Here is a 26,292-nt window from a genome sequence, read left to right on the forward strand (position 1 = left end):
ATTATTCTTTTACTGAACCGGACGTTAAGCCCGATACGATGTGGCGTTGGAATAATAATACCATAATGACGAGCGGAATCGTCACAATCACTGTCGCTTCATAAAGAGTTAGCCTTTACGAAGCTCGCTACCAATCGTTGATGCGCGCACAATAAGCTGAAGTGGAAACTCGTAAATTTCCTTTGTTTCATATTTTTTTGTTTGAATTTTTTCAACGATCACATCCACTGCTTTTTGCGCCATTTGTTTCACCGGTTGATGCACCGTCGTAATTGTCGGATTCGTTAACTCTGTAATAGCTTGATTATCGAAACCGACGACTGCTAAGTCTTCAGGGATACGATAGCCGCATTTCACCGCTTCCGATATAATGCCGGCCGCCACTTCATCGCTTCCGGTGAATACAGCCGTCGGTCGATCTGAAAGCGCTATCATTTTTTGGAATACACGCTTCCCGTCTGCGATATGAAATGCATCGCGAAAAGCATACTGCTCATGAAATGAAACTTTATACTCCGCCAGCGCCTTTTTAAAGCCGATTTCACGCGACTTTGCCACATTGCTTCGATAACCGCCGGAACAGTATGCGATTTTCGTATGACCTTGTTCGAGCAAATGTTTTGTCGCTATGTATCCCCCGTATACTTGATCGAGCCGAACGGTTGGAACGTTTGCACGATCATCAAACTCATTACAAAGGACAATCGGCCCGTATTGCAAAAAAGGTTTCAGCTTTTTCCACTCGTTTTGAATGGAGGCTAAAATAACCCCGTCAACTTGTTTTGTTTTTAATAAATTCATGTAGTTTAATTCTTTTTCTGGCGAATAGCGCGTCTGACAAATAATGAGCTGGTAGCCATATTCGGCTGCCGCAATTTCTGTCGCTTCTACAAGTTCGCTGAAAAACGGATTTGTAATGCGCGGAATAAATAACGCTAAAATGCTCGTTTTTTGATTCCGCAAACTTCTAGCCGATGAATTCGGTACATACCCTAGCCTTTCCATCGCTTCAAGCACGAGCTTTCGTTTCTCTTCTGACACGTACGGGTGATTGTTAATGACGCGCGAAACCGTCGTCCGTGAAAGCCCTGTTAGCTTGGCGACATCTTCAATCGTCGCCATCCTCCCAGCCCCCCCTCATTCCAATCGAAAAGAAACGAATGAAATCGTTCTCATACTTGTATTATACGCACATCACCTTGTATATGCAAATTAATTTTTTAAAAATTTTTTCATCAAAAAAAGCTTCTGAAGCCTATTACGCTTCAGAAGCTTGTTCCACAATTGTTGTGAATTGGCGACGATGTTGAATCGTAAAATACGTCATCGTTCCTGCCATCATAACGACGATAAACATAAGCAATTTGCCGACGTTTTCCCACATAAACGAGAAATCACCGCTTGAAATGACAGCTTTTAATCCGAAAACAGAATACGTCATTGGAAGCCATGCGTTAAAATGTTGCAACGAACGTGGAATTAACTCAAGCGGGAACGTTCCGGCACTCGTTGTCAATTGTAAAATTAAGACGACAATCCCGATAAATCGTCCCGGATCACCAAAAACGGTCACGAGAAATTGAATGACTGATAAAAAGGTAATGCTTGTCACGATGCTAAATACGATAAATAACGGAACGCTTTTCACCTGTAAATCAAGCCCGAAAAGCAATACGCTGTCCGCAAGAAGCGCTTGTAACACACCCACACCAATGAGTACACCAAACTTCGCAAAAAACCATTGAAATGGTGAGCGTGGCACTCCAGCCGGTTCGCGAAGTGGAAAGACGATCGAAAGTAAAAGCGCACCGACAAACAATCCTAACGACAAGAAATATGGTGTAAACCCTGTTCCGTAGTTTGGCACTTCATTGATTTTTTTATCTTTTACTTTCACCGGTTCGGCAAACATGTTATATACGTCTTCGTTTGCTTTAACGTTGCTTGCTTTTTCAGCACCTTCTTTCAATTTATCTGCTAGTTCTCCTGAACCGTCTGCAAGCTGATTCATTCCAGCTTGTAATGCTTCGGTTCCGTTTGTTAGTTCATTCATTCCGTTCGCTAATTGTTGTGCACCATCCGCTAACCGATGCGCACCATCTTGCAGTTGGTCGCCCCCATTCGCAAGAGCTTGCAAACCAGAAGCAAGTGTTTGACCACCACTTGCGAGCTTCTCTGTCCCTTGTTTCGCTTCTTGCATTTTTTCATGTAACGTATGCATGCCCGAAACAAGCTGTTCTTGTCCGTTCACTAATGCATTTGCGCCATCGGCGAGTTGCTGTTGTCCAGCAAGCAGTTCGTTTACGCCGCTATCGAGAGCCGCATGCCCTTCATGTAGTTGCTTTGCCCCTGCGCTTAACGATGCCGCTCCCTCTTGTAACGCTTTTGCTCCATCGTTTAACTGCGCAACTCCACCCTGTACTCGCTTGCTTCCAAGTGATAGTTGCACAACGTTTTGTTTTAATTGCTCATACACCGCTTTTTGGGCCGGATCTGACGTTTGCGCAATAAGCGTATTAAGCTGTGCAGCGAGTTGCTCTAACCCGCTTGTCACTTGCGTGGCACCCGTTTGAACTTGCGTAGCTCCTTGTTGCCACTCGGCAAGCGATGTAACTAGCTTTTCTGTTCCGCCGCTCAATTGTTCTGAGCCTTGTAAAAGTTGTGGCATGCGAGCATCGAGAGCTTTCATTCCTTCAAGTACACGATTTGTACCTAAAGCCAGTTTTACTGTTCCTTCTTTTGCTTGCTGTGCTCCTGCAAGCAATTGTCCTTGCCCATCTACCATGCGCTTCATTCCATCATGAAGCGTTTGAACACCGGTTTGAACTTGCATTGAACCGTCAGCTGCTTGATGCAAACCGTCCGTAAATGTAATTGATTTTTCAGCAAGCGTCGCTAAATGGCGATACAATTCATTGGAGCCATCTTGCGCTTTGTTCATCCCATCATATAGCCTGTTCGTTCCGTCTTTTGCATCTATCAATCCGTCATGCAATTGCTTTGCTCCGTCGCTCGCTTTTGTTAATCCGTCCGCCAACGTTTTTACGTTTTCAAACATGTTTTCGGCGTACGTTTCGGTTAATGTTTTTGCTACCTCTGTTTTAATTCTTTCTACTGCTGTTCCACCGATTTGGGCAGATAAAAAGTTAAACCCTTCATTTGGCTTGTAAATAAGTTGAAGCTTTTTCGGGTGATCATCTTGTAACGTCGTTGCGTTTTTAGAAAAATCTTCAGGAATTTCAATCAGCATATAATACCGTTGCTCTTTTAATCCTTTTTCCCCTTCACTTTGGCTTACAAAATGCCAATCAAACTGTTTCTTTTCTTTTAGCTTGTCGACGAGATCATCACCAATATGGAGCTCTTCTCCTTCAAATGTCGCGCCTTTGTCATTATTAACAACAGCGACAGGCAAATCGTCTAAATGATCATACGGATCCCAAAACGCCCATAAAAACATACCGCTATATAAAAGCGGAATAAATAAAACAGCGATAATCGGAATAAGCACTTTCCGATTGGACGTGACTGCTTTTATTTCTTGCATCAATAATCGAAATGTATGCACATACTCAACCCCCTTTTTAAAATATTGACCAATTTGTTCATTTAGTCATTTCGTGCAAAAAAGAGAAGGATCATCGTGGAAATAATCCTTTCAATAAATACAAATCAAACAGTTCAGCAATTTTTTGTTGTGGCAACGGTTCGTGTTCTTTTTCCCAATCGACGTTTAAAGCAATATACATTTTAAACATTAAAAATGCCGTTAATTCCGCATCGCACGAACGAATTTCACCTTTTGCCATCGCTTCTTCAATTTTTTCACGAACGTAAGCGATCATTTCGCGATCAAGTCGCTTCATCACATCACGTACAGCTGGTGTGCCGATATCGCGCACTTCTTGTAACAGCTTAATCGTCAATTCATGTTCTTTGCGAAACGTAAAAATGCGTTGCAAAGCACGTTGCACATTTTCATTAAACGATAAGCGATGATCAATCGCGGCATCTGCCTCACGCTTAATTTCAGAAATGATAGAAGAAACGATGTCTTCTAGCAGCTCTTCTTTGCTTTTGAAAAACGTGTAAATCGTCCCTTTTCCGACATTCGCCATTTTTGCCACTTGATCGATCGTTGTTGCCTTATAACCGAATAACGAAAATGACTTTGCTGCCGCTTCAATAATTTGTTTTCTTTTATCTGACATAGGCGTTCATCCTTTATTTTGACTAAATGAACATTTTGGTCATTTCGTTTTATATCGTAACACATATGATCTGTAGTTGCAAGAAAAAAGGTGCCTTTTATAGCGACACCTTTTCTTTCGTATAAGCTAAATAATGCAATACTTTTTTAACTGCCTCTTCCCCTTGATCGATGCAATCCGGGAGCCCAAGCCCTTCATACGAACTTCCTGCCAAAAAGATGCCTGGAAGATGTTGTTGCATATGTTGTTTCACCCGTTCCATCCGTTCACGATGACCGACCGTATATTGCGGCATCGATTGTTTCCAACGTGTCACAATCGAAAACATCGGATTCATCGTAATATTCATCACTTTATTTAAATCGTCCATCACGACTTGAACGATATCTTCGTCTGTTTGATCAACAATCGCCTCATCCCCAGGACGTCCGACATAACAACGCAACAAAACATAACCTTCTGGTGTCGTATGTGGCCATTTTTTATGCGTCCACGTACATGCGGTAATCGTATAATCGCTATCACGCGAAACAACAAATCCCGTTCCATTCATATCCTTCGCGACCGCTTCTTTCGGAAACGCTAATGCGACCGTTGCAACAGACGTCGATGGCATCGTTTTAAAAGAGGAAAACAATGTTTCATTTGGAAAGAGCGATGTTAATGATTGATGCGGAACAGCAATAACGACGCTATCCGCTTCTTTTTTCTCTCCGTTGCTTAACGTTAAAACGTATTTGTCATCGACCTTTTCGATATGCTCGACTCGCACCCCTTTATGCACCGTTCCTTTTTCTAACTTTTGCTCAATCGCATCGACAAGCGAAGCCAACCCCGTTTTTAACGTTTGAAAAATGCCTTTGTCGCTTTTTTGTTTCGTTTTTTGTTTCGGCATCGACCGCTTCATGCCGAGCACGAGACTTCCGTGTTTTTGCTCTAAGTGGAAATATTGAGGGAACGTTGCCATTAAGCTAAGCTGGTCAATATCGCCTGCATAAATGCCTGATAATAAAGGTTCAATGAGGCGATCCACCACTTCATTTCCGAGACGACGGCGGAAAAATTGCCCGAGCGATACGTCCCCCTTCGTTTTTAACGGTGGCAAAACAAAGTCAGCTGCAGCTCGCAACTTTCCAAATGGCGAAAACAGCCGCGTTACAACAAACGGTGCAAGCTTCGTCGGAATGCCCATCACCGCTCCGCCTGGAATTGGGTGAAGCGTTCGATTAACGAGAATGTACGATTGACCTGCCGTATTATGCACGAGCTCTTTCTCAAGCCCGACTTCGTGAATAAGGCGTGAGGCGCTCATTTTTCGTGCCAAAAAAGAATCCGGTCCGCGCTCAATGACAAAACCATCGCGATACACCGTTTGTACTTTTCCGCCAAGTCGATGACTCGCTTCAATTAATTCACACGAAATGGGCAGCTGTTTTTCGCGCGCTTCTTTTTGCAAGTAATACGCTGCCGCAAGTCCCGTCATCCCACCGCCAATAATGACGACTTTCTTTTTCATAATGACTCGCCTTCTTTACGTAAATGATTTAAAACAACAGTTGCAAGGGCGTCAATAAACTGTGGATGGGCGTTTGGCATCGGCGGGCGATAGTAACTGACGCCAAGTTCATCTGTTACTTGTTTACATTCAATGTCGTTATCGTACAACACTTCTAAATGATCGGACACAAATCCTGCTGGAACGTATACGAATGCCTCGTACCCTTTTTCTTCATATAGTTGTCGCGTTAAATCTTGCACATCAGGACCTAGCCAAGGCTCTGGCGTATTGCCTGCACTTTGCCAACCAATGACGTATTCCGAAACACTTGCTTCTTTCGCAATGAAATCGGCTGTTTCTTGTAGTTGTTTTGGATACGGATCTCCCATTGCGATAATTTTTTCAGGCAAGCTGTGGGCGGAAACGATCAACACCGCTTTTTCCCGCTCTCGTTCAGACATCGAAGCATACGTTTCTTTTACCCGTTCTGCCCAATATTGAATAAATTTCGGTTCAGTATACCAACTTTCCACACACGTCAACTTCGGTCCACCTAAACGGGCCGCCTCTTCTTTTGCTCGTCCGTTATATGATTTGACACTAAATGTCGAAAAATGCGGCGCTAATACGATCGAAACCGCTTCTTTTATCCCATCTTCATGCATTTGCTGAACGGCATCTTCAACGAACGGCTCAATATGCTTTAATCCTAAATACATGCGAAATTCAATCTCATCTTGTACTTCATTAAGTCGCTCGGCAAGTTTTTCCGCCTGTTGTTTTGTAATAGCTGCAAGCGGTGAGATGCCCCCGATCGCTTCGTAACGCTCGCGAAGATCGGCTAGCATCTCTTCTGACGGTTTGCGACCATGACGAATGTGCGTGTAATATCGCTCTAAATCTTCCTCTTTATACGGCGTGCCATACGCCATGACAAGCAATCCCATTACTTTTTTTGACATCGTTTATTCATCCTTTTCTTTTTGCTGAATAATCGTGGATAAACGCTGTAAGTCGTTTTAACGTTTCTGGCTTGATTTGTGGGAAAATGCCGTGCCCTAGGTTAAATACGTACCCACCTTCATGCGCCATGCCTTCGTCTAAAATTTGTTTGACGCGCGCTTCGATAACTTCCCATGGGGCAAGCAATACGGCTGGATCTAAATTGCCTTGCAGTGCTTTTGTCAGTCCCATCTCGCGCGCTTCACGAATCGATAAGCGCCAATCTAAACCGACGACATCAAGCGGTAAGTCATGCCACTCTTTCGCTAAATGGCTTGCTCCGACACCGAACATAATAAGCGGAACGTTTTCGTCACGAAGCGCTGCAAAAATACGCTCCATCGTCGGTTTAATAAATTGACGATAATCAGAAACATTGACTGCACCAACCCAAGAATCAAAAATTTGAATAGCGCTTGCGCCGGCACGAATTTGCGCTTTCACGTAACGAATTGTCATATCCGCTAGCTTATCCATAAGGGCAAACCATGCTTTCGGTTCCGCATACATAAACGCTTTCGTTTTATTATAGTTTTTCGAAGGCCCACCTTCAATCATATAGCTTGCTAAAGTAAACGGTGCACCAGCAAAACCAATGAGCGGAACAGTCAGTTGCTCTTTCGTCAATAGACGAATCGTTTCAAGCACATACGGCACATCGCTCTCTGGATCAATTTCTCCAAGGCGCTCCACATCCGCAAGCGAACGAATCGGGTTGTCGATGACTGGTCCGATACCCGCTTTAATATCGACATCGACACCGATCGCTGGGAGCGGTGACATAATATCTTTATATAAAATGGCCGCATCGACGTTATATTGTTCAACAGGCAAACGCGTCACATAGGCGCATAGCTCTGGTTGGTGTGTAATTTCAAAAAGCGAATATTTTTCTTTCAACGCGCGGTATTCCGGTTGCGAACGCCCTGCTTGTCTCATATACCAAACAGGAACGTATTCCGTCGCTTCTCCGCGACAGGCACGTAAAAATGTATCGTTTTTAATCATCATGTCCATCCTTTCATGTTATGTAATCGCTTATATAACGAAACGGCTGATTTGTTTCCACTAACACAACTATACCGATTTTTTCACCGTCTGGGTAGTAATATTACGCAACGTTCATGAAATCGCCAAGAAGAAAAGAAAGTGGTAAAATATGAACAAGAAAAGGAAGGGGATGATATCGGTGTACGTATTTATGACAAATGGCACAATCGACTATTTGCAACGATTGCGTAGCCAATATGCAAATGAGCGTATGTTGCTTGTATACGATGAAGACAATGGTATGCTTATTCACGAAACAGAAGGAACAAGCGTCTTTCACGAGCCGCGTCCATACGAAGTACTTGATGCGGTTGGCCCATTAGGTGGATCATTTGTTGTTTGCAATAATATTCCTGTTACTGATGAAGGAAGACCGTTATTTGAACATCGTTTTCAACAACGGGCGCGCTTAATTGAAAAAGAGCCTGGATTTGTCGCCATTCGCGTGTTACGTCCGTTAAAAAGCGATACATACGTCATTATGACGATGTGGGAAAATGAAAGTGCCTTTCGTCGTTGGCAACAGTCTAAAGCTTACGAAAAAGCGCATGAAAAACGTGGCACAGAAAAAGCAATCGATCAACAACGGTCCATTTTTCCGCGTCCATCCTATGTGACAACATATGCAGTTGTAAAAGAAGGCTGACACATCGTCAGCCTTATCCATTCCAAGCGTTCATGCCGCCGCGCACGTTCACGACGCGCTCAAATCCATTTTTCGCTAATATTTTTGCCGCAACAAAATAAATAAGCAAAATGATGAGAACGACATTAATCCATGTACCCATATATGCTCCTCCTAAATACGTATATGGGTATATTAACCCGTTTTCGATCATTTGTCAACGATGGTATAATGGAAAAAAACAGGTAACTATTCAGCCACATCATAAAGTGAGCTGAATATTTTCTTCTTTCCTTGTCTATGATGTGAATACTGATAGACAAGGAGGTGAATCGCATGTTGACGGTACAACAAGCTGTATTTACAGTTGAGAGCTTAATCGGCAAAGTTCAACAACAAAAACAGCTCATTCATCAACTCGTTCAAGAAAATGAACATTTGCGTCACGAAAACAAACAACTACGCAAAGAAAATGAACAACTGAAGTACCGTGTTCAAGAGCTGGAAGCACGCACGAAAAAAAACAGCTCCAATAGCCATTTGCCCCCATCTTCTGACCGTTTTGCCAACACACGTTCTTCTCGTCAACCATCTGGCAACAAGCCAGGCGGACAAGAAGGACATCAAGGAACGACGCTCCGTCAAGTGGAACATCCACATCATCGTGTCGTCCACCGTGTGCATACGTGTCAAGGATGTGGGGCTTCTTTGCGTGAAGTCAAACCGTTCAAAGTCGATATCCGTCAAGTGTTTGATCTCCCTCCTGTGACGATCGAGGTGACACAACATGAACGTGAAGTGAAATCGTGTCCGCATTGTCGATGCGTGCAACAAGCCGAATTCCCATCCCACGTCACGAATCATGTGCAATACGGTCCACGGCTCACAGCGCTCGCTGTATATTTGCATCATATCCAATTGATCCCTTACAAACGTTTGAGTGATACAATCGAAGCATTATATCAACACTCAATCAGTACAGGAACCCTTGCCAATATGGTGAAACGAGGACGTGAAGCGCTGGAATCAAATATGGACATCATCGAAGACGCCTTACTTGAATCCAACATCCTGCATGTCGATGAAACGAGTTTGCGCATCAAGGGGAAACTCGCATGGGTGCATGTCGCGTGCACATCGAAATATACGTACTTGGCTCCTCACGCTTCTCGTGGAAAGAAAGCGACCGATGACATCGGGATTCTTCCGCGGTATCAAGGGACGATGATGCACGATGGGTTCGGTACGTATCCGAAATACACACAAGCCACTCATGCCCTTTGTCACGCCCATCATTTGCGTGAATTGAAGGGCTTCATCGAACAAGGGCATACGTGGGCGATGCGCATGACCACGTTTCTGTTAGCCGCCAAGCAAGCCGTCGAAGCCCATCACGGTGCACTTTCCGAAGAAGAAGCGAGACGGTGGGAACGAGTGTATGATCGCATCCTAGAAAGAGCACAACACCGATTGGAAGCGAAGACGCCTCTTCCGAAAAAAGCACTCGCTTTTGTTCGACGGCTTCAGAAACGAAAGGAAGAAGTGTTGCGTTTCTTACGTGAAGTGCATGTTCCCTTTGACAACAACCAAGCCGAACGCGATCTTCGCATGGTCAAAGTGAAAGAGAACATTTCGGGTACATTTCGCGAAGAAACATTCGCCCAGTCTTTTTGCATCACAAGAAGCATCATTTCCACACTGACGAAACACGAAAAAAACGTGTGGGATTCGTTATGTCTTCTGTTGACAGGCGAAACGCTCGATCGTGTTCTTTCTACCACTTAGGGCATTTTCTATTACGGGGATGCCTTATTTGTGTTGCGCTCCTTTACATACTACTATCGGGGTGAATAGTTACAAAAACAGAAGGAGCGGTTCACGTGAAAACATTACTATTTGCTAAGCTTCGTGAATATTACGACGAAATGGTTACGATTCGCCGTTATTTGCATCAACATCCCGAACTATCGTTTCAAGAGTATAAAACAGCCGCATATATTGCCAATTACTATAAACAACTTGGCATTCCTGTGCGAACAAATGTTGGAGGAAACGGGATCGTCGCAACTATTCATGGCCAACAAGGCGGAAAAACAGTAGCGCTTCGGGCGGATTTTGACGCCCTTCCGATTCAAGATGAAAAAGATGTACCATATAAATCAACCGTCCCAGGTGTCATGCACGCATGTGGACACGATGGGCATACGGCCACGCTTCTCGTTCTTGCCAAAGCGCTATATGAATTACGTGAACATTGGAGAGGTACGATTGTTTGCATCCATCAACATGCAGAAGAATACGCGCCAGGCGGGGCAAAGGCGATGATTGAAGACGGCTGTTTAGAAGGAGTAGATGCCATTTTCGGCACACATATATGGGCGACAGCGCCAACAGGTGTCATTCAATATCGGACAGGACCGATTATGGCAGCGGCAGACCGATTCCAAGTCGTCATCCGAGGTTCTGGCGGTCACGGAGCAGAGCCGCACAAAACAAAAGATGCAATCGTTACCGCCTCGCAACTCGTACTACATTTGCAGCAAATCGTTAGCCGTCGCGTCAATCCGCTTGAACCTGCTGTCGTCTCTATCGGCTCTTTCGTTTCCGACAACGCATTTAACGTCATCGCCGATCGCGCCACATTAATCGGAACAGTGCGAACATTTTCTGAGCAAGTACGTGACGATATTGAACAAGAAATTGAGCAAATTGTTAAAGGTACATGCATCGCCAACGGTTGTACGTATGAATACACGTACACCCGCGGTTATCCGCCTGTTGTGAACCATGAAGAAGAAACGAAATTTCTCGCCTCTATCGCCCATGAAATAGATGAAGTCACCGACGTCGTCGAAATTCCTCCGCATATGGGCGGAGAAGATTTCGCCTATTATTTACAACGTGTAAAAGGAACGTTTTTCTTTACAGGGGCAAAAGCCGAAACAACAACAATCGCTTATCCGCATCATCATCCGAAATTTGACTTTGATGAACGTGCGATGCTTATTGCAGCGAAAACACTCGGTCTTGCAGCCATTCAATATACGGAAAAGTAAAAGAAGCGGTTCAAGCCGCTCCTTTTTTTCCGACATAGAACATAACCACACCGTAGCATATGAAAACAATGAAAAACGTCGATAACATAGTGAAAACGCCATGAGCGATATATGCAACCATACCAAAAATAAACGCTTGATTCACCCCAATAGTCAATAACACACTCATAAACGATCGGTGCGCCTCAACAGACGAGATCGGATAAAGGGAGAGAAGCGGATGCCCGCGATGGTGCAAGCGAAGCGAAAGCAATTGTACCGCTGTTGCATACGAACATAAAAGAGCAAACCACTCCACACCGCGAGGCAATGTAAAAATAAAGACGCTACCGATCACAGTCAAGCGAACGAACAAACCGAAATAATCGCCCGCACGGAAAAATGTACGTACATACAAATACGTATACGGTCGCATATGCCAACGATCGAACAAACGGAAAAGGAAACGAAGTGACGTTCGTTTTTTCACCGTATGTTTCATGTGAGGAACATCAACAAACGCGTGGGCGAGCCGATAAAACGCTTGCATTCGTCGCCGTTCATCAGCAAGCAATTGCTCCCATTGAAGCCCATTTTTGCGTCCTTTTCGCTCCACGTATCGCGCAAGGATAACCATAAACAGCAAAGGGACAAACATCCACACATATTGTTGGAGAAATAAAAAATAAAAAAACGCTGCATTCGTTAAAAAGCGAACAAACGTATGAAAATGATCTCGCCCAATTCGTGCCTCCTCTTGCCATTGAACGAACATATTCCATCCTGTTAAAAACACAATCGTCAACAAGACGATAAACAACGGCTGCGATGAAAATTGAAAATGCAAAGGCAAAAGGACGACAAATACAATAAACGAAACGTACAAATGCAGAAAGAAGCTGTACACCGCAGCACGCCAAAAATACGGACGAAGCCGTCGCTCGATCGGAAGAAAAAATACCGCATCTGCTTCTTTAACAAACGTCCGCACTCCACCTTGCGTCACCGCAAAAGCGAGCAGAAGCGAAGCAACAACAGCATAAGGAAAAGACACCAGTTCATCAACTGCTCGCTTATAAAATACCGCACTTGCCCCGATTCCGATAAATAAGACAAGCAACAAATGATCGTTGAACATATAACGACCGTACCGTCTCACCTCGGCGAGATGAGCAATCATCCGCTTTTTCCATAACTGCTGTCCATCAATCATCGTTCGTCTCTTCCTTCGTTAATTCGATATATATATCATCAAGCGTAGCATGAGGCATATGTAACTGCTCTTGAAGCATTGGCAATGATCCGCTTGCTTTCACTTGCCCATCATGTAAAATGATAAACGAATCACAATACCGCTCGGCTGTCGCTAAAATGTGCGTCGACAACAGCACACCCGCTCCCTCCTTTTTTCTTTCCTCAATAAGCTGAAGTAGCGCTTGAATGGCGAGCGGATCTAATCCAACAAATGGTTCATCAATAATATAAAGCGGTACATCGACTAAAAAAGCGCACATAATCATTACTTTTTGTTTCATTCCTTTTGAAAAAAATGCAGGAAACGAACTTAACTTTTTCTCAAGCCGAAACGCCTTCAACAACTGTGGCACGCGCTGTTCGTATGCTCGATCCGTCACACCATACGCCATGGCGGTGAGACGTAAATGTTCTTCAAGCGTCAATTCTTCGTATAGCGCAGGCATTTCCGGAATGTATGTAAATTGTGTGCGATATGCTTGTGGATCATCTTGAAACGTCATACCGTTTATTGTAATTGTTCCTTTACGCGGTTGCATCAATCCGATAATATGTTTAATTGTCGTACTTTTTCCTGCTCCATTTAACCCGATCAGCGCGACAACTTCCCCTTTTTGCACGGTAAACGATACGTCATCTAAAATATCTTTGTTCGTATAGCCCCCGAATATATGCTGAACTTGTAATAGTGCCATCATCGCTTTCCTTTCTTCCGTCATTATTTTTTATTTTAACAAATGAATAATAAAAAGAAAAACGGGTTATGATAAGTAGCGAAGAGGGACAAACAAGTAGCAAGTCGCAGTGAGCAACAAAGCAAGTTCAAGAACATGATGAAATGAGGTGTCTACGGGCCGCACATTAGCTAGCCTGTAACAACGAAAGCACTCCCTTGAAAAGGGGATGGTCATCTTGAACAATGTCGCACTCACAAACGCGTAACTGATTCTACTCGTAAATGAGGTGTTCCCAAAAGACACGTAATCATAAAGATCCCTCTTCAATGGGCAGGATGCGATACGCATCCTGCTCTTTCCGTTTTTCGAAACGACGATCGTGTGGTAAAATAAAGACAAAATGGAAAGAAAGGTGGCATCAACATGAGCGACTGTATTTTTTGTAAAATTATAAACGGCGACATTCCTTGTGCAAAAGTATTTGAAAATGAACATGTCATCGCCTTTTTAGACATTAGTCAAGTGACAAAGGGGCATACGCTCGTTGTACCGAAAATACATAAAGAAAACATTTACGAGCTAACACCTGAACTTGCGCAACGTGTATTTGAAGTTGTTCCTACAATCGCCAACGCGATTCGTGAACAGTTTTCCCCAGAAGGCATCAATATTTTAAACAACAACGGAGAAATTGCAGGCCAAACCGTTTTCCATTATCATATGCATATCATTCCGCGGTACAGTAAAGGAGACGGATTTGGAGCTGTGTGGAAATCCAATCAAAGCAACTATACGTTTGATGAGTTACAACACATCGCTGCACAAATCAAACAAGCTTTATGAAAAGAAGGTGTCCCGCGCGGACACCTTCTTTCGTCATTATTACTCGCTTTTTAATGCGTCTTTTAACGATTTGTCTTTAATGTCGACATTTGCTTCTTTCATCAGCTCATCAAGCTTCGATTGTACTTTCGATGTATCGAGTTTGCTTTTTTTCACTTCGAATTCAATTTCTTCTTTCATTTCGTCAAATGACTTTTTCTCTTCTTTATCCGTTACTTTAATGATATGGTAGCCAAATTGTGTTTTCACTGGATCACTAATTTCACCGACTTTTAACGCATACGCTGCCTTTTCAAACTCTTCCACCATTTTTCCAGGACCAAACCAGCCTAAATCGCCGCCATTTTGTGCTGAACCTGTATCTTTTGAATATTCTTTTGCTAATTTCGCAAAGTCTTCACCTTTTTCTAACTTTGCTTTAATTTCTTTTGCTGTTTTTTCATCGTCGACTAAAATGTGGCTTGCTTTCACTTTCGGCTTATATTCATTGTAGTATTTTTTCAATTCTTCATCGGTTACTTTCATGTCTTCCATCGCTGCTTTCTGGCGCAACAAATCAAGCTTTACCATATCGCGAATCGCTTCTTCGCCATTTTGCTGCACCGCTAAATCATATTGCGTACCGTACATTTCTTTTAAATTTTCGATCTCGTTATTTAGCTCTTCATCCGTTACTTTAAACTTTTTACTTAACACTTTCTCATGTACGAGATCGCGTAACACGTCTTTGCCGTAACGTTCTTTCATTTCGTTGTACAATTCTTCCTTTGTAATGTTGCCTTCCTTCGTTTCAACAACAACTTCTGATCCGTTATTGCAAGCCGAAAGCGCAAGCATCGCTGCCGTCGACATGGCAACTGTCCATTTTTTCATGTTCTCACAACTCCTATCTTTAAATATACACAAAACATACTATACCATATTTTTTCCGAAAGCTAAAATAAAGCAAGCTGCGCCCATACCTTTTTGCTCCTTTTGACATACAATACATTGTCAAAGCGTCGCAACGCCTTCATATACGAAAGGAGGTGTCGTCTATGGGTGCAGGAGCAGGTTATGCAAACGGGTTTGCGTTAATCGTTGTGTTGTTTATTTTATTAATTATCGTTGGTGCCGCTTGGTTATACTAAATGAAAGAAGCTGACAGGGACACTGTCAGCTTCTTTACGCAAACAACACTTCGACGTAGGAAGAAATAAGTAAAATGGTAATAAGGACATTAATGGTACGAAATACTTTTGGCTGTTTCTCTTCTGGAATTTCTTTTTGAATACAAAGCGTATTTGTTAGCTGATTAATGATAAAAAGAATAACTGTCGCAAGGGGTATAAAATAAAGCGCCAAACGAGTCCCCTCCTGTTTTTATGTATTTACTCCCCTACTTTACAACGATTTTTTCGATAAATCAATAATGGACATTTCATTTATGCAACAATTCCTGTAAAATAATACACATAAGTACGCTAAAGGAGTTTCGAAAGATGAGCATTGAACAACGTATTGAAAAGCTGGAGTATTACTGTTCGCTCATGTTAGACATGATCGCACCGGAAAAAAAGCCGTTTTACGCGCTCGTCATCCGTTATGGCTTAACAAAAGAAGAAGTGGAAAGCATATTGCGCCTGTGCGAACAACTAAGCGAGCAATATAAACAACAAAAAGAGGAAGGTTTCGTCATCTTCACCTCGCTTTTTACACAGTTTGCGAATGCGCTTCATCCGAACCTTCCCCTTGCTGAGACGATTGATGCGTTAAAACAACAACAGCTATTCGTTCCGCTTATGACAGAGTTTCAACGTTTATTACATACGCTCAACGAATGAAGCTACTTCTTTTTGCTGCTCATCTTTCTTTTTTAACTTCCCGCTTTCTTCAACAAACTCTTGCTCGATGTTTTGAAAAGAACGTTCGAAAATTTCCATAAAATCGTCCCCGTACACATTTCGGATCATACACATCACTTCTAACATTTCTGGAAATTTACCATACAATTCATATAAAGGTTGAATGCCTTGGAGCACAGACGTCCGTTTTGGATCGTACGACTCCATTAATTTTACTGTAGATGAGCAATTTTCATAACAATAATTACCATGTAAAAAGAAACAAACAGGGTAACCCTTATGCCACATGGAGCTGTTTTTTCACGGTATCAATGGGAATATTTTGTTTCGCTGCACAGTAAATGAACTCCACGAGGCTATGTCCTTTTCTCTTGCGCAAGAGATCGAGCCCATCAGAAAAATCGCTGTTCGACTCGAATAGGCTGTACACGTAAGCAAGCTGCACCAAGATCCAGTAGCGTTTCACCGCTCGAACCTGACGAACACGGTACCCATCGAGCTTCAGCTGGTCTTTCGCTTGTCGAAAAAAGCATTCGATCGACCAGCGTTGGGCATAGTGGCGCAAGATGTCTTCATCGCTTAGCTCCCGGTCGGTGCTCAAGACGCAGTGAAGATGTTCCGATGTCATCGGCTGATTGGCTTTCCAAGCGAGCAGCACCACCGCATGGTCGAGACCGTTGAGCGCTCCTTCGTAACGATAGACGCGATAATGCTCTTCTCCCACCGTGACGAGGTGAGTGTCATTCGGTTCGATGGAGCGGGCCAACTGCTTCGCTTGGACGGCAACGCCGTTCGGATAGAGAATCCGGTTCGTCTTGAGCATCGCGATGACGTGGAATCCTTTTTTCAGACAAGCTTCCACGAGCGCTTTCGATGGATACCACGAATCCATCAGCACATAAACGGGACGGCGTACATCCAACGAAGAAAGCATCTCGATTGCGAGTTCCCCTTTGCTTTTTCCCGCCGTCTTGTCGTAGAGGCGGAAGGCAAAGGGAAACGCCTGGGTTGCAGTATGAACCATGAACCAAACAAGAGAATGGCCCCAAATCGATTTTTTCTCTGAGTGAGAGTAGTGCCAATCACATCCCTGAATCGCGTGTGTTGCCCGTGACGAAGGCTTGGTTTTTTGGCAAATCGTATCATCGATCGAAACAAACAAGGGTTGATTCTCCTGTTTGGCGATGCGTTCGACACGACGAAGGATCCACTGCTGGAGTTTATGAAGCAGCGCCTCTTCCTCCCATGGGCTTTTCGTGAAAAAATGGCTGAGTGTCGTGCGGTGGTTCGGATGAAAGCTCCCATGATGAAGATCGGTCAATGTTCCCGAAAATCCCTTCGTGATCATCGCATCCACGATATGAACGAGATGCTTCATAACGGGTTTTGAAAAATAAAGGGCCAACCCCAACATCGTGAAAAACTTGTGAATTCCTTGATGATGTGCTAATCTATTCATGAGACATGAACCTCCTTGTGAATGGTTTGGTAGCACATCTATTCTAATCAAGGAATCGGGTTCATGTCTCCTTTTTTGTTTCGATGTAAATTTATGTTAGTGATTTTGCTCATCTACAGTTAATTTTAATAAAACTTCTTCTCCTTTTTCCGTCAGTTCAATGTACGTATTTCGTTTATCGTCTTCTTTTTTCGAAAACGACAACAAGCCACGTTCCTCTAATTTTTTTGAAAAGTTAAATGCCGTCGATACGTGCATGACACCAAACTTGGCGATTTCAGAAATGGAAGCCCCTTTCAAATGGTAGGCAATCCACAAAATATGATGCTCGTTAATGTTTAAATCAAACGGTTTAATCCATTGTTGCCAATCTTTTTCGATTGATTTCCATAACGCTTTACTTAACTGGGCAACCCTTTGACTAAATAACATCGCCTCTTTAACAGAATAATGTCGTCCCGTGCTTTTCATCTCTCCACCCACTTTTTCGGTAACTATTCAGCCACATCATAAAGTGAGCTGAATATTTTTTGCTTTTCCTGTCTATGATGTGAATATTGATAGACAAGGAGGTGAATCGCATGTTGACGGTACAACAAGCTGTATTTACAGTTGAAAGCTTAATCAGCAAAGTCCAACAACAAAAGCAGCTCATTACTCACCAACAACAAGTCATTGAGCAACTGTTGAAAGAAAACAAACAGCTACGCAAAGAAAATGAACAACTGAAGTACCGTGTTCAAGAGCTGGAAGCACGCACGAAAAAAAACAGCTCCAATAGCCATTTGCCCCCATCTTCTGACCGTTTTGCCAACACACGTTCTTCTCGTCAACCATCTGGCAACAAGCCAGGCGGACAAGAAGGACATCAAGGAACGACGCTCCGTCAAGTGGAACATCCACATCATCGTGTCGTCCACCGTGTGCATACGTGTCAAGGATGTGGGGTTTCTTTGCGTGACGTCAAACCGTTCAAAGTCGATATCCGTCAAGTGTTTGATGTCCCTCCTGTGGCGATCGAGGTGACACAACATGAACGTGAAGTGAAATCGTGTCCGCATTGTCGATGCGTGCAACAAGCCGAATTCCCATCCCATGTCACGAATCATGTGCAATACGGTCCACGCCTTACTGCGCTCGTTGTTTATTTACATCATATCCAATTGATCCCGTACAAGCGTTTAAGTGATACAATCGAAGCGTTATATCAACACTCGATTAGTACAGGAACCCTTGCCAATATGGTGAAACGAGGACGCGAAGCGCTGGAATCAAATATGGACATCATCGAAGACGCCTTACTTGAATCCAACATCCTGCATGTCGATGAAACGAGTTTGCGCATCAATGGGAAACTCGCATGGGTGCATGTCGCGTGTACATCGAGATATACATACTTGGCTTCTCACGCTTCTCGTGGAAAGAAAGCAACGGATGAGATCGGGATTCTTCCACAATACAAAGGGACGATGATGCACGATGGGTTCGGTACGTATCCGAAATACACACATGCCACCCATGCCCTTTGTCATGCCCACCATTTGCGTGAGTTAAAAGGATTCATCGAACAAGGGCATACGTGGGCGATGCGCATGACCACGTTTCTGTTAGCCGCCAAGCAAGCCGTCGAAGCCCATCACGGTGCACTTTCCGAAGAAGAAGCGAGACGGTGGGAACGAGTGTATGATCGCATCCTAGAAAGAGCACAACATCGATTGGAAACGATGACACCTCTTCCGAAAAAAGCACTCGCTTTTGTTCGACGGCTTCAGAAACGAAAGGAAGAAGCGTTGCGTTTCTTACGTGAAGTACATGTTCCCTTTGACAACAACCAAGCCGAACGCGATCTTCGCATGGTTAAAGTCAAAGAGAACATTTCGGGTACGTTTCGCGTAGAAACATTCGCCCAGTCTTTTTGTATCACAAGAAGCATCGTTTCCACACTGACGAAACACGAAAAAAACGTGTGGGATTCGTTATGTCTTCTGTTGACGGGTGACACGCTTGATCGCGTTCTTTCTACCACTTAGGGCATTTTCTATTACGGGGATGCCCTATTTGTGTTGCGCTTCTTTACATACTACTATCGGAGTGAATAGTTACCTTTTTCGTATTTCCTTCTTTTTATCTTTTATTATGCCAGTAAAACAATAAATAATAAAGTGTTAAATATTAAAATTTTTTAATAAATTGAAATATATAACTTTTCAAATTAGGAGGAACAAACATGATCATCGCGATGGCGACGATTGGGTTCATTTTTTTATATTTGACGATTGCCACGTTTTCTATGTTGAATAGAGCACGCATGTATCCCCCAAAAAAAGTGTTAAAGCAACGCATAAGCGTGTTCGGAAGTCTTGCTATTTTTTTTATCGCTGTCACTCTTTTGCTCATGCGTATACAGTAAGAACGATATAAGGAAAACCCGACCAGAAACGATCGGGTTCTTTTTATTATTGTTGCGGAACTGTATATGTTCGTCTCATGAGCGACTGTACGATCGGATAAATGACGATCATTGCAATCGTATTGACAAACGCTGTCGGAATGACAACAGCGATAAACAGCCCGCCAAACGTTGCTCCTCCCGGCAACCCAACAATGATTAGCGCAACAGCTAAAAACGTCGCACCGGAAATGAACGTGCCCACAGCCGTAAGCAATGCCGCCTTTATTGGCGTCGCTTTCGCCTTTAGTAACGTAAACAAGCCGAAAAAGATCGCAGCCGTCACAACTTTATCAACGATGTTCGGGATAAACCCTCCTGGGAAACTCGTTGTCACTCCAGAAATAATGCCTGTGGCAATAGCTAATAAACTAACGGCTGTTTTGTTCGGAAAAAGCATAATGCCTAAAAACATCATCGTCAACATCATATCTGGCTTCATCCCGAAGAAAAACCCCGGAATAACCGTATGCAACACTGCGCCAATGCCTACAAAAAGCGACAACAATACTAACGTTCTCGTATTCATTTCTCATCTCTCCTCATCTCATTCTTTTCTCTTCTCAGCTTGTAAACAAGTTTAATAACATTAAAGCACTTTAAAGTGCCAAGGTAAAATAAAAATTTTCAAAAAATATTTTTTCGGAACGTTTCCATAAACTGTACAAGTACTTCACACGCTTCCATATCTACTGCGTTATAAATAGATGCCCGGCATCCACCGACAGATCGATGACCAGCTAATCCAATCAATCCTTTTTCTTTCGCTTCCGCTAAAAACTTCTTTGTAAGCTCCTCATTCGGCAACGTAAACGTTACGTTCATATGCGAGCGGCTTTCTTTTTTTGCATGCCCTTTGTAAAAACCTTCACTTTCATCAATACAACGGTACAATATCGCAGCTTTTTCCGCATTTTTCTTTTCAATCGCTTGAACACCACCTTGTTCCTCTACCCATTCAAGAACGAGCGATAACATATAAATCGCAAACGTTGGTGGCGTGTTATATAACGAACGGCTTTCGCTATATGTGCGATAGTTTAACATTGTCGGCAAATGATCGTCTCCTTTTGCGAGCAAATCTTTCCGAATGATGACAACCGTCACGCCTGAAGGGCCTAAATTTTTCTGCGCCCCCGCATAAATAAGAGCAAAACGGCTTACATCAATATTGCGGCTTAAAATATCGCTCGACATATCTGCAATTAAATCGACAGCTACATTAGGAAATTCACGCCATTGTGTCCCTGCAATCGTGTTGTTTGATGTAATGTGCAAATACGCAGCGCGTTCAGACAATTCGATATTCGTCGGAATATATGTATATTGTTCTTCTTTCGACGAAGCTGCCACGTGCGTTGCCCCTACTTTTTTCGCTTCTTTCATCGCTTTATCCGACCATGAGTCTGTTAACACATAGTTACCGACTTCCCCTTCTTTTAACAAGTTCATCGGCACCATCGAAAATTGCAAACTAGCTCCTCCTTGTAAAAAAAGCACATCATGCGTATCAGGAATGTTCATCAGTTTGCGCAACAACGTTTCTGCGCGCTCATGCACCGCATCATATTCTTTGCTTCGATGGCTTAACTCCATAATAGACATACCTGTTTGTTGAAAGTTGAGCAATTCTTTTTGCGCTCGCTCTAACACAGCAAGCGGCAAAGCAGATGGTCCTGCGTTAAAATTGTACGCTCGCTTCACGACTTTCTCCCCCTCATATATGTAATAATATATATCCTAACATGAAACATAAAAAAATGAAGAAAAATTTTTGTGAATTTTTTAAAAAAATAAAAGACCTTGTTTATTCCAAGGCCTTCTGACGTTGCTCGCGCGCTTGCCGAATGCGCTCCATATACACTTCTCCTTCTTTTTCTAACAGCTTTTCATCTATTTTCCTTTCTTCTCTTGCTGTGCGAATCGCCATATATCCGCTAATGATAATGCCTGCAAGAAGCAATGTAATAAGCATGTGCATCCTCCTTTAAGCTTGTCTTACTTTACACATATGCAAACAACTAGAAAAATAGACGTATAAAGAAGGAAATAAGCGTGAATGAGCGAATACATGCAAAGGAAAGGGGTGGGGAAGATGAAGACATATACGCTTACTGTCTTTGAAAAAACAGGAGAAAAACTGCTTGATGAAACATTTACTGCCGCAAATGATGAAGAAGCAAAACGAATCGGCGAGCAAAAATTAAAAGAAAAACAATTTGAACATAAAACGCATCGCTGTACAACATCGAGCGGCAAATTGATTTTATTTCATCGATAAAGCCCCGATCATCTCGGGGCTAAAATAATTGTGCCATCATTTTTAATTTTTCGTTTGTGTAATGTTCGTAATTTTCATTATACGCTTTCGGCTCTTTCGGATTGGCAAAATGCGTAATCGCTTTTGTTTTTGGATGCACGAATTTGCTTGACGCTCCACATCCCAGCCCGATGATCGACTGTTGCTCTTCCATAATCATAATGTTATAAATGCTTTCTTGACCCGGTAAAGCGTAACCGACGTTTTCTAAATTGCCGAGAATATTTTTTTGGCGATATAAATAATACGGCACATACCCTTTTTCTTTCGTCCATCGTTCCGCACGTTTCATCATTTCATTAATTTCATCACGATCCGCTACTTTATACTTTTCCTTATTTTTCGTCATTTCCGACGCACGCTTAAACGACAACGTATGCACCGTCAACGACTCCGGCATGAGCTTTTCCGTTTGCTCAAGCGTATAACAAAACTGTTCAACACCTTCTCCTGGCAAGCCGATAATTAAATCCATATTAATATTGTTCATCCCTGCCTCGCGGGCAAGATGAAATTTCTCAATCGTCTCTTCCACCGTATGATGACGCCCAATTGCTCGCAACGTTTCTTGAATATATGATTGCGGATTAATGCTAATGCGGTCGATGTTCCATTTTTTTAACACCGCAAGCTTCTCCGGTGTAATTGTATCTGGTCTTCCAGCTTCAACTGTAATTTCACGTACGCGTTCAACGTTTGGAAACACACGATACATGTGCGCATATAGTGCATCCATTTCCTCTGCCGTAATGCTTGTTGGCGTGCCGCCACCGTAATAAATAGTCGTAATCGGAATGTTGCGCTCTTTTAAAAATTTCCCGATTTGTTCCATTTCGTAATGCAATCCGAATAAAAAGGAATCAACAGATCCTTGTTTTCCTTGAATCGCGTAGGCTGGGAATGTACAATACGCGCATTTCGTCGGACAAAACGGAATGCCAATATAAATGCTTACTTCGTTCGATAAATCTTAAAGATCTGGAACAACTGTCAACTGACGATCAACAATTTGTTGCATAAGCTGAATTTTTTCATCCGTCACTAAATAATCTTCGCGCAACTCGCGATGTGCTTCTTCTCTCGTTAAGCCAGAGCGCAATTTTTGATGCAATAATTTCACTGGACGAACACCTGTTAAAATACCCCATTGTTGCACAAAGTCTGTATATTGCTGCATAAGAGATAAATATATATAGGAAACCGCATGTTTCACTTGTTTCATGCGTCCTTTTTCTTCTTCTGTCTTCCACGATCGTGCGTGATAAGCCTCATACGTGCGACCGTGTTCATGTTGCAACGTACCACTAACAACAAGGCGGTCTCCTTGTTGTATATCCATCGTCACACGTACTTCCGCTTCTTCTGTCGCCATAAAAGAGAGCGTTGCCTCTTCAAAAAATAAACCGGTAATGACCTCAAGGGAACGTTGAAAACGATCCACCGGCTCAAGTCCGCAAATATGAATACGCAATGAAATCACCTTTCGCTTCGAAGTATTAAACTCATTTAAGTGTACAGAAGAAGCGAAAAGCTCGTCAAGAAACGGAAATTATTTTTTCTCGATTGTGCGAATTTGACGTAAAAACTGAGGACGATGTTGTTTCCGAAAATGTTCTTTAATCATATATGCGACACCAAGTTGGTCGTTTGAACGCGTCACCCAGTCAGCAACAGCTTTGACTTCTTTTGAAGCATTTCCCATCGCAACGCCAAGACCGGCCGCTTCAATGGCTGGCATATCGTCCAAATGGTCACCGATGACGACCATTTCTTTTAACGAAATGCCGAGCTCGTTTCCAAGCCGAATTAACCCATTTAGTTTTGAAACGTTTGTTGGCAACAATTCAATTTTTCCATCGCTCACGCTGAGAGAAACGTCTGGAAATGCATGTGTGATCGTTTCAACAATTTCATCACATTCATCTTCTTTCGAGTAAAACACATCGATTTTCATTACATCAATCGGATCGTCGCGCAACACGTCACTTAACGAGTCAACAAATTGTGCCGGATAAAAAAATGGATCTCCTAAAATTGTCTTCGCAATCATGTTGTTTTTTATTTTTTTTCGATTTCCGATCGAATACCGTTCGTGAAGCAAGCGTACGTTGCAATTGAAATGCTCAAGCACGTGTACAATATCGAACGTTTTTTGCGCTGGAATGACAGAGGCGTGTAGCCTTTCTTCTAACGACTTTGCAACAAGCGCCCCTCGAAACGTCACTAAATACGAATCTAGCTTCAACGCCTTCGCTACTTTTTTCGCTGATAAAAAGTTTCTTGACGTCATCAAAGTCACATACACATCTTTTTTCTTCACAAAATCGATCGCTTCTTTCGTTTTTTTCTCCAACTTGCCATTCGATTTTAATAATGTTCCGTCAATATTTAGCGCAAGTAATTTATACATGAACGTCCCCCCTCGATGTCTTGGCTTCATTCATACGTATGACAAGGGGGGAAAAAAAAGAACACCCATTTTTATGAGTGTCCGTCATATAGTTCGTCAATTGGCTGAATCATCGCATTCATCGCTTTGGCAAACAACTCGTTTAAACGTTCTTCGGCATGAATGAGCCGCGCAATGTTTTCATTCATTTCAATAATATGTAAATGTTGTTGCAACAATTCGACATCTGCATCGCTGACCGGGAATCCGCTCATTTGTTTTTGTTGGAGCTGTTTTTGTAGCGCACGAAATTTCGTGAATAACTGATGCGCTGTCGGATCGCGCTGCACTTGCTCGTAGGCGCGGCGAAGCTCGGCAAATGGCTCACTTGTACGAATCGCTATTGAAAGCTCGTGAATGGCTTGAAGGACGTCCATGCGGCACACTCCTCTCATTTTCCTTTTCTTTTTACCCTATGATCGAAGCGGCCGCTGTATGTCTACATTTGAACGAAAAACGTGATACAACCTTGAATGAGCCCGATGATCCCACCTAGCAAAGCCCCTAAATACGTAATCATTTTAAATTCACGGCGCGAAATTGTTAAAATCATTTCTTCTAGCCGTTCAACAGAAAACGATGCGACTTCTTCACGAACGATATCTTGCAAATGAAGCTGTTTCATCCATCGTTCGATGCGTTCGGAAGCAAATTGTAAAAGGAAGCGAACGAGCGTCGGTAATGAATGCCGCACATAAGGTGCAACGAGTGCACCAAGCGGTTTTTGGAGCGGCTCTTGTACAATGAATGCGGTGAGACGTTTCACCCATACGACGATTTTTTCTTGATCGATTATTTGCTCCACCTCATGTATACGCATCTCCTTCACTTTTTCCCATTCGTTTATGAATAGTTGCACAAGCAGCTGTTTTGCTCCTTCACTTTGTAAAAATTTCACGATTTCCGGGCGAATTTTTTCCGCCAAACTAACGTTGCCAAGAAACATTTGAAGCATATTGCCAAACATGCCTCGGCTTTGTAAAAATTCATTGATCATATGCTCAATTTGACGTTCTCCTTGCTCACTCTCAACATACGTGCGCAAACGGAGCAATAAGCGATCGACAATCGAAGGAATAGCATGATCTATTTTTTGTAATACCTCAATTGGAATGATTTCATGAAGCGAACGTTGACGATATTGCGACATGAACGTTTTATATTTCGTTTCTATCCATGTTTCTGCCGTTTGTTTCGGATCTGGCATCCCGAATTGCTTCAGCCATTGTTCAACAGTTCGATCTGATTGTAGCCATTTTTCTACTTCTTCTTGCACGTAGTTCGTCATATCTTGAACGAACGATGGGTCGTTTAATTTTCGACGCAACCCTTCCGCTGTTAATAAATGTTCCACAACCATACGTCCAAGTTGTTCCGCTAATTCCTCTCTCCGTTTCGGAATAAGTCCAGGTGTGAATGGTAGTCTTTTTCCTGCAATATATATCGGACGATACGGTCGAAAAAGCATTTTAATCGCAAGGGAATTTGTCATTCCCCCAATAAATGCTCCAACCACGATCATAAATAATAAATAAAGAAAAAGCCCCATAACGATCTCCCTTCTGCCAATAAGCTA

27 protein-coding genes and 4 pseudogenes are annotated in these 26,292 nt (G+C 42.8%); 9 read left to right on the forward strand and 22 right to left on the reverse strand.

Translation table 11 applies throughout. The features are described 5' to 3' along the window. Position 1: 1 nt before the first annotated feature. From NSS60_RS11930 to hemE, 7 genes and pseudogenes are all read right to left on the reverse strand, one after another. Positions 2–97, reverse strand: a pseudogene (locus tag NSS60_RS11930) (carbohydrate ABC transporter permease); the annotation flags it as partial. Between the two features lie 11 nt (positions 98–108). Continuing rightward, positions 109–1,122, reverse strand: coding sequence for a LacI family DNA-binding transcriptional regulator (locus NSS60_RS11935; RefSeq protein WP_004892098.1), 1,014 nt, complete (start codon positions 1,120–1,122; stop codon positions 109–111). 136 nt (positions 1,123–1,258) lie between these two features. Further along, positions 1,259–3,547 carry a YhgE/Pip family protein gene (locus tag NSS60_RS11940; RefSeq protein WP_035019265.1) on the reverse strand — a complete coding sequence of 763 codons (2,289 nt, stop codon included), beginning with the start codon at positions 3,545–3,547 and terminating at the stop codon, positions 1,259–1,261. A gap of 91 nt (positions 3,548–3,638) precedes the next feature. Next, positions 3,639–4,211, reverse strand: coding sequence for a TetR/AcrR family transcriptional regulator (locus NSS60_RS11945; protein WP_004892104.1), 573 nt, complete (start codon positions 4,209–4,211; stop codon positions 3,639–3,641). A 97-nt stretch (positions 4,212–4,308) separates the two neighbouring features. Next, positions 4,309–5,727, reverse strand: a complete 1,419-nt coding sequence (gene hemY, locus NSS60_RS11950) for a protoporphyrinogen oxidase (protein ID WP_004892107.1) — start codon at positions 5,725–5,727, stop codon at positions 4,309–4,311. Next, the gene (gene hemH, locus NSS60_RS11955; RefSeq protein WP_004892110.1) at positions 5,724–6,671 is read right to left on the reverse strand and encodes a ferrochelatase; all 948 of its coding nucleotides are present in this window, start codon (positions 6,669–6,671) and stop codon (positions 5,724–5,726) included. Before hemH ends, hemY begins: the two co-directional genes overlap by 4 nt. 7 nt (positions 6,672–6,678) lie before the next feature. Next, entirely contained in the window at positions 6,679–7,728 is a 1,050-nt protein-coding gene (hemE, locus tag NSS60_RS11960; protein ID WP_004892111.1) for a uroporphyrinogen decarboxylase, read from the reverse strand. Positions 7,729–7,900: 172 nt separating this feature from the next. Between hemE and NSS60_RS11965 the strand changes: the two genes are divergently transcribed. Beyond that, entirely contained in the window at positions 7,901–8,407 is a 507-nt protein-coding gene (locus NSS60_RS11965) for an antibiotic biosynthesis monooxygenase family protein (protein WP_080601167.1), read from the forward strand. A 13-nt stretch (positions 8,408–8,420) separates the two neighbouring features. Here the strand turns inward: NSS60_RS11965 and NSS60_RS11970 are convergent, their stop codons facing one another. Continuing rightward, complete coding sequence (locus NSS60_RS11970; RefSeq protein WP_128356769.1) at positions 8,421–8,549, reverse strand: rhodanese-like domain-containing protein; 129 nt, start codon at positions 8,547–8,549, stop codon at positions 8,421–8,423. Positions 8,550–8,722: 173 nt separating this feature from the next. On the opposite strand from NSS60_RS11970, the gene tnpC (NSS60_RS11975) reads away from it, so the two are divergent. After that, positions 8,723–10,171, forward strand: a complete 1,449-nt coding sequence (gene tnpC, locus NSS60_RS11975) for an IS66 family transposase (RefSeq protein WP_088223648.1) — start codon at positions 8,723–8,725, stop codon at positions 10,169–10,171. A gap of 95 nt (positions 10,172–10,266) precedes the next feature. Beyond that, positions 10,267–11,442: a M20 family metallopeptidase gene (locus NSS60_RS11980; protein ID WP_004892114.1), complete on the forward strand. Its 1,176-nt coding sequence runs from the start codon at positions 10,267–10,269 to the stop codon at positions 11,440–11,442. Positions 11,443–11,452: 10 nt separating this feature from the next. Here the strand turns inward: NSS60_RS11980 and NSS60_RS11985 are convergent, their stop codons facing one another. Both NSS60_RS11985 and NSS60_RS11990 read right to left on the reverse strand, forming a co-directional pair. Continuing rightward, complete coding sequence (locus NSS60_RS11985) at positions 11,453–12,634, reverse strand: ABC transporter permease (protein WP_004892116.1); 1,182 nt, start codon at positions 12,632–12,634, stop codon at positions 11,453–11,455. Further along, the gene (locus NSS60_RS11990) at positions 12,627–13,373 is read right to left on the reverse strand and encodes an ABC transporter ATP-binding protein (RefSeq protein WP_192948501.1); all 747 of its coding nucleotides are present in this window, start codon (positions 13,371–13,373) and stop codon (positions 12,627–12,629) included. The genes NSS60_RS11985 and NSS60_RS11990 overlap by 8 nt, the downstream gene beginning before the upstream one ends. A 402-nt stretch (positions 13,374–13,775) precedes the next feature. On the opposite strand from NSS60_RS11990, the gene NSS60_RS11995 reads away from it, so the two are divergent. Continuing rightward, on the forward strand, positions 13,776–14,195 hold the full coding sequence (locus NSS60_RS11995; RefSeq protein WP_004892121.1) for an HIT family protein: 420 nt from the start codon (positions 13,776–13,778) through the stop codon (positions 14,193–14,195). A gap of 39 nt (positions 14,196–14,234) precedes the next feature. On the opposite strand, the gene NSS60_RS12000 is transcribed toward NSS60_RS11995, so the two are convergent. Then, positions 14,235–15,068 (reverse strand): peptidylprolyl isomerase, encoded by an 834-nt coding sequence (locus NSS60_RS12000; RefSeq protein ID WP_004892124.1) that lies wholly within the window; start codon positions 15,066–15,068, stop codon positions 14,235–14,237. 164 nt (positions 15,069–15,232) lie between these two features. Here NSS60_RS12000 and NSS60_RS12005 point away from each other — a divergent pair, with 164 nt between their 5' ends. Further along, the gene (locus tag NSS60_RS12005) at positions 15,233–15,325 is read left to right on the forward strand and encodes a YjcZ family sporulation protein (protein WP_019417055.1); all 93 of its coding nucleotides are present in this window, start codon (positions 15,233–15,235) and stop codon (positions 15,323–15,325) included. Between the two features lie 34 nt (positions 15,326–15,359). On the opposite strand, the gene NSS60_RS12010 is transcribed toward NSS60_RS12005, so the two are convergent. Further along, complete coding sequence (locus NSS60_RS12010) at positions 15,360–15,539, reverse strand: hypothetical protein (protein WP_004892125.1); 180 nt, start codon at positions 15,537–15,539, stop codon at positions 15,360–15,362. Between the two features lie 137 nt (positions 15,540–15,676). Here NSS60_RS12010 and NSS60_RS12015 point away from each other — a divergent pair, with 137 nt between their 5' ends. Next, positions 15,677–16,018: a YhaI family protein gene (locus tag NSS60_RS12015; RefSeq protein WP_004892128.1), complete on the forward strand. Its 342-nt coding sequence runs from the start codon at positions 15,677–15,679 to the stop codon at positions 16,016–16,018. Here NSS60_RS12015 and NSS60_RS12020 read toward each other — a convergent pair. The 3 genes and pseudogenes from NSS60_RS12020 to NSS60_RS12030 form a co-directional block, all read right to left on the reverse strand. Beyond that, positions 15,998–16,255, reverse strand: a pseudogene (locus tag NSS60_RS12020) (HTH-type transcriptional regulator Hpr); the annotation flags it as partial. The gene NSS60_RS12015 and the pseudogene NSS60_RS12020 overlap by 21 nt on opposite strands. A 61-nt stretch (positions 16,256–16,316) precedes the next feature. After that, positions 16,317–17,498: an IS701-like element ISBsm1 family transposase gene (locus NSS60_RS12025; protein WP_088223322.1), complete on the reverse strand. Its 1,182-nt coding sequence runs from the start codon at positions 17,496–17,498 to the stop codon at positions 16,317–16,319. Positions 17,499–17,618: 120 nt separating this feature from the next. Then, positions 17,619–17,969 (reverse strand): annotated as a pseudogene (locus NSS60_RS12030) (HTH-type transcriptional regulator Hpr); the annotation flags it as partial. Positions 17,970–18,079: 110 nt separating this feature from the next. Here NSS60_RS12030 and tnpC (NSS60_RS12035) point away from each other — a divergent pair. Both tnpC (NSS60_RS12035) and NSS60_RS12040 read left to right on the forward strand, forming a co-directional pair. Beyond that, positions 18,080–19,528 carry an IS66 family transposase gene (gene tnpC / locus NSS60_RS12035; RefSeq protein WP_088223283.1) on the forward strand — a complete coding sequence of 483 codons (1,449 nt, stop codon included), beginning with the start codon at positions 18,080–18,082 and terminating at the stop codon, positions 19,526–19,528. A 197-nt stretch (positions 19,529–19,725) separates the two neighbouring features. Then, a complete protein-coding gene (locus NSS60_RS12040) occupies positions 19,726–19,908 on the forward strand; it encodes a hypothetical protein (protein WP_064214227.1) in 183 nt (60 codons plus the stop codon). A gap of 46 nt (positions 19,909–19,954) precedes the next feature. Here NSS60_RS12040 and NSS60_RS12045 read toward each other — a convergent pair whose 3' ends face one another. The 3 genes from NSS60_RS12045 to NSS60_RS12055 all read right to left on the reverse strand — a co-directional run bounded on the left by NSS60_RS12045 (position 19,955) and on the right by NSS60_RS12055 (position 21,922). Beyond that, entirely contained in the window at positions 19,955–20,476 is a 522-nt protein-coding gene (locus NSS60_RS12045; RefSeq protein ID WP_004892132.1) for a tryptophan transporter, read from the reverse strand. Between the two features lie 98 nt (positions 20,477–20,574). After that, on the reverse strand, positions 20,575–21,651 hold the full coding sequence (gene serC / locus NSS60_RS12050) for a 3-phosphoserine/phosphohydroxythreonine transaminase (protein ID WP_004892134.1): 1,077 nt from the start codon (positions 21,649–21,651) through the stop codon (positions 20,575–20,577). Between the two features lie 103 nt (positions 21,652–21,754). Next, a complete protein-coding gene (locus NSS60_RS12055; RefSeq protein ID WP_004892137.1) occupies positions 21,755–21,922 on the reverse strand; it encodes a sporulation YhaL family protein in 168 nt (55 codons plus the stop codon). A 120-nt stretch (positions 21,923–22,042) separates the two neighbouring features. Between NSS60_RS12055 and NSS60_RS12060 the strand changes: the two genes are divergently transcribed. Beyond that, positions 22,043–22,228: a YhzD family protein gene (locus NSS60_RS12060; RefSeq protein WP_035018868.1), complete on the forward strand. Its 186-nt coding sequence runs from the start codon at positions 22,043–22,045 to the stop codon at positions 22,226–22,228. Positions 22,229–22,247: 19 nt separating this feature from the next. Here NSS60_RS12060 and NSS60_RS12065 read toward each other — a convergent pair. From NSS60_RS12065 to NSS60_RS12080, 4 genes and pseudogenes are all read right to left on the reverse strand, one after another. Next, positions 22,248–23,738 (reverse strand): annotated as a pseudogene (locus NSS60_RS12065) (coproporphyrinogen III oxidase). A 78-nt stretch (positions 23,739–23,816) separates the two neighbouring features. Then, positions 23,817–24,677, reverse strand: coding sequence for a Cof-type HAD-IIB family hydrolase (locus NSS60_RS12070; protein ID WP_004892147.1), 861 nt, complete (start codon positions 24,675–24,677; stop codon positions 23,817–23,819). Positions 24,678–24,748: 71 nt separating this feature from the next. After that, entirely contained in the window at positions 24,749–25,093 is a 345-nt protein-coding gene (locus NSS60_RS12075; protein ID WP_004892149.1) for a YlbF family regulator, read from the reverse strand. A gap of 62 nt (positions 25,094–25,155) precedes the next feature. Then, positions 25,156–26,265 (reverse strand): DUF445 domain-containing protein, encoded by a 1,110-nt coding sequence (locus NSS60_RS12080; RefSeq protein ID WP_035018870.1) that lies wholly within the window; start codon positions 26,263–26,265, stop codon positions 25,156–25,158. Between the last annotated feature and the right edge of the window lie 27 nt (positions 26,266–26,292).

It is taken from the genome of Anoxybacillus sp. FSL W8-0382, from assembly GCF_038003845.1.
Lineage (GTDB): Bacteria > Bacillota > Bacilli > Bacillales > Anoxybacillaceae > Anoxybacillus > Anoxybacillus flavithermus_G.

What these genes read in the sequence shown, in the direction of transcription:
- NSS60_RS11935 (WP_004892098.1), bottom strand. Translation starts at nt 1,122, where the DNA reads ATGGCGACGATTGAAGATGTCGCCAAGCTAACAGGGCTTTCACGGACG.
- NSS60_RS11940 (WP_035019265.1), bottom strand. Translation starts at nt 3,547, where the DNA reads ATGCAAGAAATAAAAGCAGTCACGTCCAATCGGAAAGTGCTTATTCCG.
- NSS60_RS11945 (WP_004892104.1), bottom strand. Translation starts at nt 4,211, where the DNA reads ATGTCAGATAAAAGAAAACAAATTATTGAAGCGGCAGCAAAGTCATTT.
- hemY (WP_004892107.1), bottom strand. Translation starts at nt 5,727, where the DNA reads ATGAAAAAGAAAGTCGTCATTATTGGCGGTGGGATGACGGGACTTGCG.
- hemH (WP_004892110.1), bottom strand. Translation starts at nt 6,671, where the DNA reads ATGTCAAAAAAAGTAATGGGATTGCTTGTCATGGCGTATGGCACGCCG.
- hemE (WP_004892111.1), bottom strand. Translation starts at nt 7,728, where the DNA reads ATGGACATGATGATTAAAAACGATACATTTTTACGTGCCTGTCGCGGA.
- NSS60_RS11970 (WP_128356769.1), bottom strand. Translation starts at nt 8,549, where the DNA reads ATGGGTACATGGATTAATGTCGTTCTCATCATTTTGCTTATTTATTTT.
- tnpC (WP_088223648.1), top strand. Translation starts at nt 8,723, where the DNA reads ATGTTGACGGTACAACAAGCTGTATTTACAGTTGAGAGCTTAATCGGC.
- NSS60_RS11985 (WP_004892116.1), bottom strand. Translation starts at nt 12,634, where the DNA reads ATGATTGATGGACAGCAGTTATGGAAAAAGCGGATGATTGCTCATCTC.
- NSS60_RS11990 (WP_192948501.1), bottom strand. Translation starts at nt 13,373, where the DNA reads ATGATGGCACTATTACAAGTTCAGCATATATTCGGGGGCTATACGAAC.
- NSS60_RS11995 (WP_004892121.1), top strand. Translation starts at nt 13,776, where the DNA reads ATGAGCGACTGTATTTTTTGTAAAATTATAAACGGCGACATTCCTTGT.
- NSS60_RS12000 (WP_004892124.1), bottom strand. Translation starts at nt 15,068, where the DNA reads ATGAAAAAATGGACAGTTGCCATGTCGACGGCAGCGATGCTTGCGCTT.
- NSS60_RS12005 (WP_019417055.1), top strand. Translation starts at nt 15,233, where the DNA reads ATGGGTGCAGGAGCAGGTTATGCAAACGGGTTTGCGTTAATCGTTGTG.
- NSS60_RS12015 (WP_004892128.1), top strand. Translation starts at nt 15,677, where the DNA reads ATGAGCATTGAACAACGTATTGAAAAGCTGGAGTATTACTGTTCGCTC.
- NSS60_RS12025 (WP_088223322.1), bottom strand. Translation starts at nt 17,498, where the DNA reads ATGAATAGATTAGCACATCATCAAGGAATTCACAAGTTTTTCACGATG.
- tnpC (WP_088223283.1), top strand. Translation starts at nt 18,080, where the DNA reads ATGTTGACGGTACAACAAGCTGTATTTACAGTTGAAAGCTTAATCAGC.
- NSS60_RS12040 (WP_064214227.1), top strand. Translation starts at nt 19,726, where the DNA reads ATGATCATCGCGATGGCGACGATTGGGTTCATTTTTTTATATTTGACG.
- NSS60_RS12045 (WP_004892132.1), bottom strand. Translation starts at nt 20,476, where the DNA reads ATGAATACGAGAACGTTAGTATTGTTGTCGCTTTTTGTAGGCATTGGC.
- NSS60_RS12055 (WP_004892137.1), bottom strand. Translation starts at nt 21,922, where the DNA reads ATGCTTATTACATTGCTTCTTGCAGGCATTATCATTAGCGGATATATG.
- NSS60_RS12060 (WP_035018868.1), top strand. Translation starts at nt 22,043, where the DNA reads ATGAAGACATATACGCTTACTGTCTTTGAAAAAACAGGAGAAAAACTG.
- NSS60_RS12070 (WP_004892147.1), bottom strand. Translation starts at nt 24,677, where the DNA reads ATGTATAAATTACTTGCGCTAAATATTGACGGAACATTATTAAAATCG.
- NSS60_RS12075 (WP_004892149.1), bottom strand. Translation starts at nt 25,093, where the DNA reads ATGGACGTCCTTCAAGCCATTCACGAGCTTTCAATAGCGATTCGTACA.
- NSS60_RS12080 (WP_035018870.1), bottom strand. Translation starts at nt 26,265, where the DNA reads ATGGGGCTTTTTCTTTATTTATTATTTATGATCGTGGTTGGAGCATTT.